The organism is Mangrovibacter plantisponsor, from assembly GCF_003182475.1.
Lineage (GTDB): Bacteria > Pseudomonadota > Gammaproteobacteria > Enterobacterales > Enterobacteriaceae > Mangrovibacter > Mangrovibacter plantisponsor.
This window is the reverse complement of sequence record NZ_QGTS01000004.1, coordinates 54,028-68,192: the sequence shown is the minus strand read 5'-3', so window position 1 is coordinate 68,192 and position 14,165 is coordinate 54,028. Positions and strand designations below refer to the sequence as shown.

The window sequence follows — 14,165 nt, the reverse complement described above, 5'->3', positions numbered from 1 at the left end:
CCGCCTGAGTTTTATCTTTTAGTCCCACGCGTATCAATAATTTCCCTCCCTGGAGGACAAACGTGTCTAAGCGTCGTGTAGTTGTGACCGGACTGGGCATGTTGTCTCCTGTCGGCAATACTGTAGAGTCCACCTGGAAAGCTCTGCTTGCCGGTCAGAGTGGCATCAGCCTGATCGACCATTTCGATACTAGCGCCTTTGCAACTAAATTTGCTGGCTTAGTAAAGGATTTTAACTGTGATGACTTCATCTCGCGTAAAGAACAACGCAAGATGGATGCTTTCATTCAATATGGAATTGTTGCTGGTATTCAGGCCTTTCAGGACGCCGGCATTGAAGTTACCGAAGAAAATGCCCATCGTATCGGTGCCGCTATTGGCTCTGGTATCGGCGGCTTAGGCCTGATTGAAGAAAACCATGGTTCGCTGGTAAAAGGTGGCCCACGGAAAATCAGTCCGTTCTTCGTTCCGTCCACCATTGTGAATATGGTCGCCGGGCACTTGTCTATTTTGTTTGGTTTACGTGGTCCAAGCATTTCTATCGCTACAGCCTGTACTTCTGGTGTTCATAACATTGGTCACGCTGCGCGTATTATCGCGTATGGCGATGCTGATGTAATGCTTGCTGGCGGAGCAGAAAAAGCCAGTACCCCTCTGGGTGTTGGTGGCTTTGGTGCTGCACGCGCTTTGTCAACGCGCAATGATAATCCTCAGGGAGCAAGCCGTCCGTGGGATAAAGACCGTGATGGTTTTGTCCTGGGTGATGGTGCTGGCATCCTGGTGCTCGAAGAGTACGAGCATGCTAAAAAACGTGGCGCTAAAATCTATGCTGAGCTGACTGGCTTTGGCATGAGCAGCGATGCATACCACATGACATCACCACCGGAAGATGGCGCAGGTGCTGCTCTGGCGATGGTTAATGCACTGCGTGACGCAGGTATTACACCTGAGCAGGTGGGGTATGTGAATGCCCACGGTACATCCACTTCTGCTGGCGATAAAGCAGAAGCACAGGCTGTGAAAACAGTCTTTGGCGAAGCAGCGCAACGTGTTCTGGTTAGTTCCACCAAGTCTATGACCGGACATTTGCTGGGTGCGGCTGGTGCGGTTGAGTCAATTTTCTCGATTCTCGCACTGCGTGACCAGTCTGTTCCGCCTACCATCAACCTTGATAATCCTGATGAAGGCTGTGACCTTGATTTCGTGCCTCACGAAGCTCGTCAGGTATCGGGTATGGAATATACTCTGTGTAACTCTTTTGGTTTTGGCGGCACTAACGGTTCGCTGATATTCAAACGTGTATAACACAGTGACTTCAGGCCCGTGTATTACGGGCCTTATCTGTCTCAGACTCCTTCTCTTGCCCTCAACTTCGCCGCCTGTCACACTATCGCCTCCATGATGTGAGGATGCGCGATGTTCTTGATTAATGGTGAATACCAGTCACACCTGCCAGCGAACGACCGGTCCATTCAGTTTGGCGATGGTTGCTTTACTACCGCACGAATTGTTGCCGGTGAAATTCGTTTTTTATCTCATCACATTGCTCGTTTGCAGCAAGCCTGCCAGCGTCTGCTTATCCCTTTTATTCAATGGGAAACTCTGGCAGCAGAAATGGCTGAAATGGCTCGTTCTCAGGATCTTGCTGTTCTGAAAGTGATTATCAGCCGAGGGAGTGGTGGGCGTGGTTACAGTCCAGCGCAATGTGGCAGCCCGGTAAGAATATTGTCTGTCTCAGGTTTCCCTTCCTTTTATGCTGAATGGAAAAACGCCGGAGTGACACTGGGGCTGAGTTCTGTCCGTATGGGGATTAACCCCCAGCTTGCTGGTATAAAACACCTTAACCGGCTTGAACAGGTTTTTATTCGGGCGGAACTTGAACAGGCAAACCAGCATGAAACCATTGTTCTTGACAGTGATGGCATGATGGTGGAATGTTGTGCCGCTAATTTATTCTGGCGAGAGGGCGAGGCAGTATACACGCCATTGGTTGACCGCTCCGGTGTGAACGGAACAATGCGCCAGCATATAATGGCAGAATTAACGCGGCAGGGCAGAATAGTGCATCAAGTACGGGCTGCCCCTGATGCGTTGCTGCGCGCAGATGAAGCCTTCATCTGCAATGCTTTGATGCCAATAATTTCGGTCCGGCAGGCCATCACCACGCGGTACACATCACAAGAGTTGTTTACCTTCCTTGCCCCACTATGTGAGTAAAAATATTGTCATGAAAAAAATGCTGCGCCTCGTTCTTGTGCTCGTTCTTCTGCTGGCTGTTGCCGCCGGAGTGGGTTACTGGAAAGTCCGTAAGCTTGCAGTGAGTTCACTGCTGATTAAACAAGAAATCTATTTTACCCTGAAGCCGGGTACAGGCCGTCTGGCTCTGGGTAATCAACTTTATGATGAAAAAATTATCAATCGCCCACGTGTTTTTCAGTGGTTGCTGCGCCTTGAACCGCAACTGGCAAACTTTAAAGCGGGTACTTATCGCCTGACTCCAGATATGACAGTCCGTCAATTAATGTCGTTACTGGCGAGTGGTAAAGAGGCTCAATTTCCGTTGCGTCTGGTTGAAGGGCAAACAGTACATCAGTGGCTGGCTCAGTTACGGGAAGCGCCATATATTCGGCATACCCTGAAAGACGATAGTTATAGTGCGGTTGCCAAAGCCCTTGATATACCAGAAAACGAAGTGGAAGGATGGTTCTACCCGGATACCTGGTTATATACCGCCGGAACTACAGATGTGGCGATACTGGAACGTGCACATCAAAAAATGGTGAATACTGTAGCAACCATTTGGGCGTCTAAAGCCGATAATCTGCCGTACAAAAATAGCGACCAGATGGTTATCATGGCTTCCATCATTGAAAAAGAAACCGCCGTTGCCAGTGAGCGGGAACTGGTTGCCTCTGTATTCATTAACCGCCTGCGTATTGGCATGCGTTTACAAACCGACCCAACGGTAATTTACGGTATGGGCGCAGACTGGAATGGTAAACTGACCCGCAAGGATCTTGATACTGCGACACCCTATAACACTTATGTGATTAGTGGGTTGCCGCCGGGCCCGATAGCAGTGCCGAGTGTGCCTTCATTGAAGGCGGCTGCTCACCCGGCAAAATCGCCGTATCTTTATTTTGTCGCCGATGGCAAAGGCGGGCATACATTCAGTACCAATCTGGCCAACCACAACAAGGCTGTACGGGCATGGATCAACACATTAAAGGAAAAAAATGCGCAGTAAATTTATAGTGATTGAAGGCCTTGAAGGCGCGGGTAAAACCAGTGCGCGTGATGTGATTGTCGAGACACTGCAGTCACGGGGTGTCCGCGATCTTGTGTTTACCCGTGAGCCTGGTGGTACGGTTCTGGCAGAAAAACTACGCAGCCTGGTGCTGGATATCAAAGCGGTCGGCGACGAAGTCATTACAGATAAAGCCGAAGTGCTGATGTTCTATGCAGCCCGGGTTCAGTTGGTTGAAACGGTGATTAAACCGGCACTGGCCCGTGGTGCCTGGGTCATTGGCGACCGCCACGATTTATCTACCCAGGCGTACCAGGGCGGGGGGCGTGAAATTGATGCCCGGTTATTAGAAACCCTGCGTAATACTGTGCTGGGGGATTTCGCTCCAGACTTGACACTCTATTTGGATGTCGAACCCAAAATCGGACTGGCTCGGGCCAGGGCCCGGGGCGAACTCGACCGCATTGAAACCGAGTCCCTGGCGTTTTTTGACCGGACACGGGCACGCTACCAGGCGCTTGCCGCACAGGATGAACGTATTGCGACGGTTAATGCCAATGCATCTCAGGCCGAGGTTGCTGACTCTATTCGCCGTACGTTACATGAAACGCTGGCTCTCTGGGAAAAAGGTGACAGTGAATGAAATGGTACCCATGGCTGCGCCCGGCCTTTGAAAAATTGTCAGGGCAGCATCAGGCCGGGCATGGGCATCCAGCGTTACTCATTCATGCCATTCCAGGAATGGGAGAAGATGCTCTGTGTTATGCACTGGCGCGGCTGAAAATGTGCCAGTCTCCTCAGGGTAATAAAAGCTGTGGGCAGTGCCGTGGGTGTCAGTTAATGCAGGCAGGGACACACCCTGATTACACCGCTGTTGTTCCTGAAAAAGGAAAACAGAATCTCGGTATTGATGTTATCCGTGATGTCACCGATAAACTGTATAACCGCGCCAGCCTCGGCGGAGCAAAAGTAGTGTGGATTAAGGATGTCACACTTCTGACAGAAGCGGCGGCTAATGCATTATTAAAAACGCTGGAAGAGCCACCGGAAAATACCTGGTTCCTTATGGCCTGCCATGAGCCGGATAAGCTATTGCCAACTCTGCGCAGCCGGTGTTTTTACTTCCCGTTGGGTGTGCCTGATGAGCCCTGGGCGCAGGCCTGGTTACAACGTGAATCGGGTTCTGATACCGTGCAATGCCTTGCTGCACTGCGCTTATCCTGTGGCGCACCTGCTGCGGCGTTATCGTTGTTACAACCGGACAGCACTGCACTGCGCAATAAATTTTGTGAGCAACTAACCCAGGCGCTCAATAACCGCGAGTTCTACAGCTTACTGGCGTTGATGAACCAGGAACGTGCCACCGATATATTGTGGTGGTTTTCGACATTATTAGTTGATGCACTTAAACTGCAGCAGCACGCCGGGCAATCCGTCATGAATGTAGACAGGCTGCCACTAGTGGAACAACTGGCAGGGTACCCGGGAATGGTACTCCAGGCGATTTGCGCTGCAGTGTTTCAATTACGCGAACAACTGCTGGCTGTTCCGGGGATTAACCGCGAACTGCTGCTGGCAGAGCAGTTACTGGCCTGGGAGCATTACCTGCAACCGGGAGCGACCCTCCCGTCAATACATCTGTAAGAGACGATTATGTTTTTAGTTGATTCCCATTGTCACCTTGATGGCCTTGATTACCAAACACTGCATAAAGATGTGGATGATGTCCTCAGCAAAGCAGCAGCACGCGATGTCGGTTTCTGTCTTGCGGTGGCGACAACGCTTGATGGCTATGTCGCGATGCGTGAGCAAATTGGTGAGCGGGATAATGTGGCCTTTTCATGTGGTGTACACCCATTGAATCAGGATGCAGAGCTGGATGTCGATCGCCTGCACAATCTGGCAGCACAACCCGGCGTGATAGCTATGGGCGAAACCGGGCTGGATTATTACTACACGCCGGAAACCAAATTGCGCCAGCAATCTTCTTTTAGCCACCATATTGCAATTGGCCGGGCATTAAACAAACCTGTCATTGTTCATACCCGTGACGCACGCGCAGATACCCTGGCAATTTTACGCCAGGAACAGGTGATGGACTGTGGTGGGGTGCTACACTGTTTTACAGAAGATAAAGAAACGGCTGGTAAATTGCTGGATATGGGGTTCTATATCTCGTTTTCGGGCATTGTGACTTTCCGTAATGCTGAGTCACTGCGTGAAGCGGCTCGTTATGTCCCGCTCGACAGAATTCTGGTTGAAACGGATTCTCCGTATCTGGCACCGGTACCTCACCGGGGCAAGGAAAACCAGCCTGCACTGGTGCGTGACGTCGCCGAGTATATGGCTGTGCTTAAAGGCGTGGATGTTGAAACCATTGCGGAAATCACGACGAATAATTTCTCATCACTTTTTAATGTCGACCTTTCTGCTTTACGCCAGAATAGCTAAATCCTTGTTATTTTAAGGCTCGTAATTAATCCCCAAAGCGAGTAAAGTTCACCGCCACAAAACGGGCGGTGAACGTCCTTTTTGTAACATATGTATACGATTTGAGTGGTTAAATGCGATTTTTCTGTATGTCTGTCATGGAAACGTGACTGCCATCAAACAATGAAATCGCTATTTATTTTACTCTGCGTAATAAATAAAGGGCACTTAGATGTCCTGAAGAGAGTCTGTTTCTCCCCCAGACTCAAAGCGCATATCGCGTACAAAAAGCACAAATACTCAGGAGCACTCTCAATTATGTTCAAGAACGCATTTGCTAACCTGCAGAAGGTGGGTAAATCGCTGATGCTACCGGTATCCGTACTGCCGATTGCAGGTATCCTGCTTGGTGTGGGTTCCGCTAACTTCAGTTGGCTGCCAGCCATCGTTTCTCATGTTATGGCCGAAGCGGGCGGTTCCGTTTTCGCCAATATGCCACTGATTTTCGCAATCGGTGTGGCACTGGGCTTCACCAATAACGATGGTGTTTCAGGCCTTGCCTCTGTGGTCGCCTACGGCATTATGGTTAAAACCATGGCAGTTGTTGCGCCAATGGTTCTTCATCTTCCGGCTGAAGAAATTGCAGCAAAACACCTGGCTGATACCGGGGTGTTAGGGGGTATCATTTCTGGTGCCATCGCTGCTTACATGTTCAACCGGTTCTACCGTATTAAACTGCCTGAGTATCTTGGCTTCTTCGCGGGTAAACGCTTTGTACCGATTATTTCTGGTCTGGCAGCGATTATCACTGGGGTTGTCTTGTCCTTTGTATGGCCGCCAATTGGTTCCGCTATTCAGGACTTCTCCCAATGGGCAGCTTACCAAAACCCGGTTCTGGCCTTCGGCATCTATGGCTTCGTAGAACGTTGCCTGGTACCGTTTGGTCTGCACCATATCTGGAACGTACCTTTCCAGATGCAGATTGGTGAATTCACCAATGCGGCAGGTCAGGTATTCCACGGCGATATCCCGCGTTATATGGCTGGTGACCCGACTGCAGGTAAACTGTCTGGCGGCTTCCTGTTCAAAATGTATGGTCTGCCTGCTGCTGCCATTGCTATCTGGCATTCCGCTAAACCGGAAAACCGTGCCAAAGTTGGCGGTATCATGATCTCCGCTGCGCTGACATCATTCCTGACCGGGATTACTGAGCCAATCGAATTCTCCTTCATGTTCGTGGCGCCAATCCTGTATGTGATTCACGCAATCCTGGCCGGTCTTGCCTTCCCGATCTGTATCCTTCTGGGTATGCGTGATGGCACCAGCTTCTCACACGGTTTGATTGACTTTATCGTACTGAGCGGTAACGGTAGCAAACTGTGGTTATTCCCGATTGTTGGCCTTTGCTATGCTGCGGTTTACTACACAGTGTTCCGTGTGCTTATCAAAGTTCTGGATCTGAAAACGCCTGGCCGTGAAGATGCCACCACTGAGACGCAGTCTGCTGCGACCAGCGAAATGGCACCGGCATTAGTCAATGCGTTTGGCGGCAAAGAAAACATCACTAACCTGGATGCCTGTATCACTCGTCTGCGTGTCAGCGTGGCTGATGTAGCGAAAGTTGATCAGGCTGGCCTGAAAAAACTGGGTGCAGCAGGTGTTGTTGTCGCGGGTTCAGGTGTTCAGGCTATTTTCGGTACTAAATCCGATAACCTGAAAACTGAAATGGATGATTACATCCGCAACAACTAATTGTTGCCGGGGAGAGCGAAAAAGGGGCCACTGGTCCCTTTTTTGTTTTTTGTCGTATTTGTTTTTGTCATACAGGAATAGTGAGCAGGAAGAATCTGGTTCGTCAGTGCAGGCTGTGCCGCCAGGATGAAAAACGGTACAATAAAGTGTTTTTACAGCAAGGTGTTGCGGGGCTTGTTATACTCCCATCACTGCGATTGACTAAAGGACACTCACATGGCTGAAGAGACCATTTTCAGTAAGATTATTCGTCGTGAAATCCCCGCTGATATTGTTTGGCAGGACGACCTCGTTACTGCGTTTCGTGATATCTCCCCTCAGGCACCAACACATATTCTGATTGTGCCAAATATCCTGATCCCGACAGTCAATGATACGCTTCCAGAGCATGAGCAGGCCCTGGGCCACTTAATTACGGTGGCGGCAAAAATCGCTGAGCAGGAAGGCATTGCCGAAGACGGTTTCCGTCTGGTTATTAACTGTAATCGTCATGGTGGGCAGGAAGTGTATCACCTGCATATGCATTTACTTGGTGGCCGTCCTCTGGGCCCGTTACTGTCCCATAAAGGTGCATAATGATTCGGCGCACGTTATGCCTGGCCTGCCTTGTTACTGTGTTAGGTGCATGCAGTTCCGGGCCAGTGATTCCGGTGAATAGCAGCCAGACGTTGGTGATTGAGTCTTCGCTGTTGGTTGCCGGGGTGACGGCGGAGCGCCCGGAAATTAGCCATGCAGGTGTGAATACCCTGGCGGTATCATCACTTTATAATGAAAGTCATCAACCAGTGACAGTCCATTACCGTGTTTACTGGTATGACAAGAAAGGCCTGGAGATACACCCTCTGGATGAGCCGCGTAGTGTTGTTGTTCCGCCGGCTACCTCTGTGGATATTCATGCCATAACCCAGGTTCCTGGCGCAGATCAGGTTCGGGTGTATCTCTATCTTTGAAGGGGGAGATTTTGAAACAACGTATGTATCGTTATTTGTGCGTGCTTGGTGTTGCTCTTGTGCTGTCTGGTTGTGTGTTGCGTAATGAGCAGCAACAGCCAGCACCGGTAGAGCCTGCCAAACCCGCACCCACACAGCCGGAGCCCACCGTTCCTTCTGTTCCTGAAATACCGGTTCAGCCTGAACCTGTTACGCCAACATTACCTGTTACTCCGCAACCCAAAGAGCGGCACTACGACTGGAGCAGTGCGTTTCAGCCGATGGTTGCACAAATGCTCAAAGCTGATGGTGTAACGGCAGGCAGTGTATTGTTAGTAGACTCCGTGAATAACCGTACCAATGGCAGTTTACCCGCCAGCGAAGGTACTCAGGCGTTACGTAATGCTCTGGCAAATAACCGAACTTTTGTGTTAGTCAGTGACCAGCAACTTGCTCTGGCTAAACAGCAACTGGGTTTATCTGCGCAAGACAGCCTGGGTTCACGCAGCAAAGCCATTGGTATTGCGCGTAATGTCGGTGCACAGTATGTGCTTTATACCAGCGCGAAAGGTAATGTGAGTAACCCTGCTGTGCAAATGCAACTGATGCTGGTGCAAACAGGTGAAATTATCTGGTCTGGTAAAGGTGCCGTACAGCAAACGCAGTGATGCAGGTTTGCATCACCACAACCAGGCGTCACACCCGGCGGCATTTGCCGCCGGCTCTGTTTCCGCCATACAGGGCCTGAGCGGCAACAGTGTGCTGGTAGAGAATACCTGCGGAAAGTGGGTACGGCGGACGGCTTCCACGCATGCTGAATTGCGTCGGCAATACCGGGCATTGCAGTTGTTACCTCATTCACTGGCGCCAGCCCCCGTCTTTATGAGCCGCCCCTGGTTGTATGTTGAATGGGTGGAAGGGCAAGTTGCTGCATCCTGGCCACCTGCGGATGTGCTGGCACGCACTCTGAGCCTGCTACATCACCAGCCGTTGTTCGGCTGGCGTATTGTTTTACTGCCTTTATTACAACGTTACTGGCAGAATGCTGCGCCTTCACGGCGAACGGTGTTTTGGCTTGCTCAGTTGAAGAAATGTCAACGCATCAGGGAGCCTGGGCCCATTCGCCTGGCGCCACTGCACATGGATATCCATCCGGGTAATATTGTCCATCAGGGTAACAAGGTACGCCTGATTGACTGGGAGTATGCCGGGGATGGCGATGTAGGGCTTGAGCTTGCCACTCTGGCAATTGATGAACCGCCACAGTTTGCGGCATGTGTTGCGTCTTACGCCAGGCAGATGCACCTTAATGAGGTGAGATTGGGGCAGCAGATTAACCGTTGGCTGCCATGGGTTAATTTATTAATGGCCTCCTGGTATGAGTACCGGTGGCAAGAAACACAAACCAGTGAATTTATTCAGCTTGCAGACCAGGCCTGGTGCAGGTTGAAACACACATAACAAGAAACAAGAGAGGTTGCTGTGGGTCCGGTAATGTTAGATGTCGCGGGTTATGAACTGGATGCGGAAGAAAAAGAAATTCTGGCACATCCTTTAACCGGGGGACTGATACTGTTCACGCGCAATTATCATGATCCTGCTCAGTTACGGGAGTTGGTGCGCCAGATTCGCGCTGCTTCCCGGCAGCGACTGGTCGTTGCGGTGGATCAAGAAGGTGGCCGGGTACAGCGTTTTCGCGAAGGGTTTACCCGTATTCCTGCGGCACAGTCTTATGCTGAATTGTTGGGTGTGGAAGTGGGTGGGCAGGTGGCAGAAGACGCTGGCTGGTTAATGGCGAGCGAAATGATTGCCATGGATATTGATATCAGTTTCGCACCGGTTCTGGATATCGGGCATGGCAGTGCGGCGATTGGCGAACGTTCTTTCCATGCAGACGGACAGGTAGCACTGGCAATGGCGCGGCGCTTTATGCAGGGTATGCACCGGGCTGGTATGAAAACCACCGGAAAACATTTCCCCGGACATGGTGCCGTAAGTGCAGATTCACATAAAGAAACACCCGTGGATAACCGCCCGGCAAATGTCATTCGTGAACATGATATGGCTATTTTCCGCTCGCTGATAAATGAACAGGCGCTGGATGCCATAATGCCGGCTCATGTTGTTTACCCGGAACTTGATAATCGCCCGGCAAGCGGCTCGCCCTGGTGGTTGCAGCAAGTATTGCGCCAGGAGTTAGGGTTTAATGGCGTGATTTTCTCTGACGACCTGTCAATGGAAGGTGCGGCAATTATGGGAACTTATGCTGAAAGAGCACGAGCCTCTCTTGATGCTGGTTGCGATATGATTCTGGTTTGTAATAACCGCAACGGAGCTGTTAGTGTTTTGGATAACCTGTCACCGATCAATGCAGAGCGTGTTACGGGTTTGTATCATAAAGGTTCGTTTTCCCGTCAGGAACTCCTGTCATCCGCAATCTGGAAGTCAGTCAGCCATAAACTGACCGCGCTGGATGAGCAATGGCAGGCAAGGAAGGCGGGGCAGTCATAGTGCCTGAGCGGCAAAAACTGGTACGGTGAGGATGCGATGATTATCTATTTGCACGGTTTCGACTCAAACAGTCCTGGTAACCATGAGAAGGTATTGCAACTTCAGTTTATTGATTCGGATGTCCGTTTGATCAGTTACAGCACGCTGCACCCGAAACACGATATGCAGCACTTGCTTAAAGAAGTAGATAAAATGCTGCAGCTGAATGTTGATGAACGGCCATTGATTTGTGGTGTCGGTCTCGGTGGTTTCTGGGCTGAGCGCATTGGTTTTCTCTGCGATGTTCGCCAGGTTATTTTCAACCCTAACCTGCATCCTTATGAAAATATGGAAGGGAAAATAGACCGGCCGGAAGAGTATCTTGATATTGCCACAAAATGTGTCGATAACTTCCGGGAGAAGAACCGTGATCGTTGCCTGGCAATCCTGTCGCGCCACGACGAAGCGCTGGACAACCAGAAATCTGCAGCGTTACTGCATCCTTATTACGAAATTGTTTGGGATGATAACGAAACTCACAAGTTCAAGAATATTTCTCCGCATCTGCAGCGTATTAAAGCTTTCAAAACCCTCGGCTAACGCCCCCATTACTTTCCTGTAACTCCCCCCGGCTGGCCTTTGGCCAGCCCTTTTGCGTTAAATTTAGCCAGAAAAATTTGATTCATATCAAATTTGGTATGACCAATGCACCGTTCATGGTATTCTCAGGCTGTTTTGGGCGATTCGATTCAGCAACCTATTGTTAAGTAAAAGTTATTTTTATAACCGTTACTTAACAATTGGTTAATAATTTGAGGGGGTCACGTTGACTACACCATTGAAAAAAATTGTGATTGTTGGCGGTGGTGCTGGCGGACTGGAGCTGGCAACTCAGTTAGGAAAAAAACTGGGCCGTAGTAAGAAAGCGAAAGTGACACTGGTTGACCGCAACCACAGTCATTTATGGAAACCATTGCTGCATGAAGTAGCAACCGGTTCGCTGGATGAAGGCGTGGACGCCCTGAGTTACCTTGCACATGCACGTAATCACCATTTCCAGTTCCAACTGGGTTCGGTCGTGGATATTAACCGCGAAGCGAAAGTGATTACTTTGGCTGAGTTGCGTGATGAAAAAGGTGAACTGCTGGTTCCTGAACGCAATCTGCCGTATGACACCCTGGTTATGGCTCTGGGCAGTACATCTAACGATTTCAATACGCCCGGTGTGAAAGAGCATTGCATCTTCCTTGATAACCCACATCAGGCACGTCGTTTCCACCATGAAATGCTGAACCTGTTCCTGAAACATTCCGCTAATCTCGGTGCAAACGGCAAAGTGAACATTGCCATCGTAGGTGGTGGTGCCACTGGGGTTGAGCTTTCTGCTGAACTGCATAACGCAGTGAAACAGTTACACAGCTATGGTTATAAAGGCCTGACGAACGAAGCGCTGAACGTGACGCTGGTGGAAGCGGGGGAACGCATTCTTCCTGCATTGCCGCCGCGGATTTCTGGCGCCGCTCACAGTGAACTGACCAAAATGGGTGTGCGCGTTCTGACCAAAACCATGGTAACCAGTGCACAAGACAACGGCCTGAATACCAAAGATGGCGAATTTATTGAAGCCGATTTGATGGTCTGGGCTGCGGGTATTAAAGCGCCTGATTTCATGAAAGAAATCGGCGGGTTGGAAACAAACCGTATTAACCAGTTGGTTGTGGAGCCCACCCTGCAGACGACCCGCGACCCGGATATTTTTGCGATTGGTGACTGCGCTTCCTGTGCCCGCGCTGAAGGGGGCTTTGTCCCACCACGTGCTCAGGCTGCACACCAAATGGCAACGTGTGCGATGCATAATATTCTGGCGCAGATGAGCGGAAAAGATCTGAAGCCCTATACCTATAAAGATCACGGCTCACTGGTTTCGCTGTCGAACTACTCTACAGTAGGTAGCCTGATGGGCAACCTGATGCGTGGGTCAATGATGGTCGAGGGGCGTATCGCCAGGTTTGTGTATATTTCCCTGTATCGTATGCACCAGATAGCACTGCACGGGTATTTTAAGACCGGTTTGATGATGCTGGTTGGGCGTATCAACCGTATTATTCGCCCGCGTCTGAAGTTGCATTAATTCGTCAGGCAATCTTGCCTGTTAAAAGGCTCCTGTAAAGGAGCCTTTTTTGTAGCCGATGACCCGCCCTGAATAACATTGACTGGCACGGTTACCGGTAGGGAAAACTATCGTTCCGGTAAAAGCCTTACTATTCAAGAGGGAAATAGTTAGCTTTCGCATAGCGTAATATCCCACCAGGATAAATCTCAATTATATTCAGATAACCCGATTTTCTCTTTTCGTCTGATCCCTGTTTCCTGGATTTTTGCTCACAATAAAAACCTGTCTTATCAGGAGGTGTCCTGTGAATAAATCAATGTTAGCGGGAATAGGCATTGGCGTAGCTGCGGCTATGGGGATTGCGGCTGTCGCCGGTCTGGATGTATTTCATAGTGGGCCAGAATACGCTCAGGTTATTTCATCGAAAGCTATTACTTCTACTGTGAAGTCCCCCCGTAAAGAATGCCGCAATGTCACTGTTACCCATCGCCGCCCGGTACAGGATGAAAACCGCATCGCAGGCTCGGTGTTGGGAGCAGTAGCAGGTGGAGTAATTGGCCATCAGTTTGGTGGTGGGCACGGGCGAGACGTCGCCACAGTGATAGGTGCGCTGGGTGGCGGTTATGCAGGTAATCAGGTACAGGGTACAATGCAGGATAAAGATACCTACAGTACCAGTGAACAGCGTTGTAAAACGGTTTATGACACCAGTGAGAAAACCCTTGGCTATGATGTCACTTACCAGATAGGTAACCAGCAGGGTAAAATCCGCATGGATCACAACCCTGGTAGCCAGATACCACTGGATAAAAATGGCCAACTGGTGCTAAGCGATACAGTAAACAAATCCTGAATAGCAGAATCACCCGGCCAGCAAAAAAAGACCTGTGCGATAACAGGTCTTTTTTACCAGGCGATCAAAGCAAATCCTGCCTTTTAAACCAAAGCCCGCCAGTGATAATAATGGCAAGAATAGCGAACAGCGAAGAGCTACCACATATCAACCAAAGCCCGAACAGCAACGAAATAACGACCAGTACTTTGAGCATGGGTAATAGCAAAATCATTCTGTCTTCCTTCTGCTGTGTGTCCAATAAATTGCTTTGTTATAAAGCAAAGGAATGAAATGCCTGTTCTGTGTAGGGTGCTGAGTGGACTATTTAAGATAATTATTAGTGTGTAAATAATCCGCAGTGTACCAATTA

Annotated in this window: 16 protein-coding genes; 15 read left to right on the top strand and 1 reads right to left on the bottom strand. The window is 49.9% G+C overall.

Annotation, left to right across the window (positions count from 1 at the left end; genetic code table 11):
- The first annotated feature begins 62 nt into the window (after positions 1-62).
- The 15 genes from fabF to DES37_RS07075 all read left to right on the top strand — a co-directional run bounded on the left by fabF (position 63) and on the right by DES37_RS07075 (position 13,813).
- On the top strand, positions 63-1,304 hold the full coding sequence (fabF, locus tag DES37_RS07150; protein ID WP_072006938.1) for a beta-ketoacyl-ACP synthase II: 1,242 nt from the start codon (positions 63-65) through the stop codon (positions 1,302-1,304).
- Between the two features lie 111 nt (positions 1,305-1,415).
- Positions 1,416-2,216 carry an aminodeoxychorismate lyase gene (gene pabC, locus DES37_RS07145; protein ID WP_110025368.1) on the top strand — a complete coding sequence of 267 codons (801 nt, stop codon included), beginning with the start codon at positions 1,416-1,418 and terminating at the stop codon, positions 2,214-2,216.
- Positions 2,217-2,226: 10 nt separating this feature from the next.
- A complete protein-coding gene (gene yceG, locus DES37_RS07140) occupies positions 2,227-3,246 on the top strand; it encodes a cell division protein YceG (protein ID WP_110025548.1) in 1,020 nt (339 codons plus the stop codon).
- Positions 3,236-3,889, top strand: coding sequence for a dTMP kinase (tmk, locus tag DES37_RS07135; RefSeq protein ID WP_036108220.1), 654 nt, complete (start codon positions 3,236-3,238; stop codon positions 3,887-3,889). Before yceG ends, tmk begins: the two co-directional genes overlap by 11 nt.
- Positions 3,886-4,890 (top strand): DNA polymerase III subunit delta', encoded by a 1,005-nt coding sequence (holB, locus tag DES37_RS07130; protein WP_110025367.1) that lies wholly within the window; start codon positions 3,886-3,888, stop codon positions 4,888-4,890. The genes tmk and holB overlap by 4 nt, the downstream gene beginning before the upstream one ends.
- A gap of 9 nt (positions 4,891-4,899) precedes the next feature.
- The gene (locus tag DES37_RS07125) at positions 4,900-5,697 is read left to right on the top strand and encodes a metal-dependent hydrolase (RefSeq protein WP_110025366.1); all 798 of its coding nucleotides are present in this window, start codon (positions 4,900-4,902) and stop codon (positions 5,695-5,697) included.
- 297 nt (positions 5,698-5,994) lie between these two features.
- Positions 5,995-7,428, top strand: a complete 1,434-nt coding sequence (gene ptsG, locus DES37_RS07120) for a PTS glucose transporter subunit IIBC (RefSeq protein ID WP_036108229.1) — start codon at positions 5,995-5,997, stop codon at positions 7,426-7,428.
- A gap of 216 nt (positions 7,429-7,644) precedes the next feature.
- The gene (gene hinT, locus DES37_RS07115; RefSeq protein ID WP_036108232.1) at positions 7,645-8,004 is read left to right on the top strand and encodes a purine nucleoside phosphoramidase; all 360 of its coding nucleotides are present in this window, start codon (positions 7,645-7,647) and stop codon (positions 8,002-8,004) included.
- Positions 8,004-8,378 carry a YcfL family putative periplasmic lipoprotein gene (locus tag DES37_RS07110; RefSeq protein ID WP_110025365.1) on the top strand — a complete coding sequence of 125 codons (375 nt, stop codon included), beginning with the start codon at positions 8,004-8,006 and terminating at the stop codon, positions 8,376-8,378. Before hinT ends, DES37_RS07110 begins: the two co-directional genes overlap by 1 nt.
- A gap of 23 nt (positions 8,379-8,401) precedes the next feature.
- Positions 8,402-9,025, top strand: coding sequence for a penicillin-binding protein activator LpoB (gene lpoB, locus DES37_RS07105; RefSeq protein ID WP_110025364.1), 624 nt, complete (start codon positions 8,402-8,404; stop codon positions 9,023-9,025).
- Complete coding sequence (gene thiK / locus DES37_RS07100; protein ID WP_245930024.1) at positions 8,979-9,818, top strand: thiamine kinase; 840 nt, start codon at positions 8,979-8,981, stop codon at positions 9,816-9,818. Before lpoB ends, thiK begins: the two co-directional genes overlap by 47 nt.
- Positions 9,819-9,839: 21 nt before the next feature.
- Entirely contained in the window at positions 9,840-10,868 is a 1,029-nt protein-coding gene (gene nagZ / locus DES37_RS07095) for a beta-N-acetylhexosaminidase (RefSeq protein ID WP_110025362.1), read from the top strand.
- Positions 10,869-10,904: 36 nt separating this feature from the next.
- Entirely contained in the window at positions 10,905-11,447 is a 543-nt protein-coding gene (gene ycfP, locus DES37_RS07090; protein ID WP_036108245.1) for an alpha/beta hydrolase YcfP, read from the top strand.
- Positions 11,448-11,673: 226 nt separating this feature from the next.
- The gene (locus DES37_RS07080; protein WP_036108246.1) at positions 11,674-12,978 is read left to right on the top strand and encodes an NAD(P)/FAD-dependent oxidoreductase; all 1,305 of its coding nucleotides are present in this window, start codon (positions 11,674-11,676) and stop codon (positions 12,976-12,978) included.
- 286 nt (positions 12,979-13,264) lie between these two features.
- Entirely contained in the window at positions 13,265-13,813 is a 549-nt protein-coding gene (locus DES37_RS07075) for a glycine zipper 2TM domain-containing protein (RefSeq protein WP_036108248.1), read from the top strand.
- Between the two features lie 64 nt (positions 13,814-13,877).
- Here the strand turns inward: DES37_RS07075 and DES37_RS25620 are convergent, their stop codons facing one another.
- On the bottom strand, positions 13,878-14,027 hold the full coding sequence (locus DES37_RS25620) for a hypothetical protein (protein WP_170123740.1): 150 nt from the start codon (positions 14,025-14,027) through the stop codon (positions 13,878-13,880).
- Positions 14,028-14,165: the final 138 nt, after the last annotated feature.

Coding starts and splice junctions, on each gene's coding strand:
- pabC (WP_110025368.1), top strand. CDS start 1,416: ATGTTCTTGATTAATGGTGAATACCAGTCACACCTGCCAGCGAACGAC.
- yceG (WP_110025548.1), top strand. CDS start 2,227: ATGAAAAAAATGCTGCGCCTCGTTCTTGTGCTCGTTCTTCTGCTGGCT.
- tmk (WP_036108220.1), top strand. CDS start 3,236: ATGCGCAGTAAATTTATAGTGATTGAAGGCCTTGAAGGCGCGGGTAAA.
- holB (WP_110025367.1), top strand. CDS start 3,886: ATGAAATGGTACCCATGGCTGCGCCCGGCCTTTGAAAAATTGTCAGGG.
- DES37_RS07125 (WP_110025366.1), top strand. CDS start 4,900: ATGTTTTTAGTTGATTCCCATTGTCACCTTGATGGCCTTGATTACCAA.
- ptsG (WP_036108229.1), top strand. CDS start 5,995: ATGTTCAAGAACGCATTTGCTAACCTGCAGAAGGTGGGTAAATCGCTG.
- hinT (WP_036108232.1), top strand. CDS start 7,645: ATGGCTGAAGAGACCATTTTCAGTAAGATTATTCGTCGTGAAATCCCC.
- DES37_RS07110 (WP_110025365.1), top strand. CDS start 8,004: ATGATTCGGCGCACGTTATGCCTGGCCTGCCTTGTTACTGTGTTAGGT.
- lpoB (WP_110025364.1), top strand. CDS start 8,402: ATGTATCGTTATTTGTGCGTGCTTGGTGTTGCTCTTGTGCTGTCTGGT.
- ycfP (WP_036108245.1), top strand. CDS start 10,905: ATGATTATCTATTTGCACGGTTTCGACTCAAACAGTCCTGGTAACCAT.
- DES37_RS25620 (WP_170123740.1), bottom strand. CDS start 14,027: ATGATTTTGCTATTACCCATGCTCAAAGTACTGGTCGTTATTTCGTTG.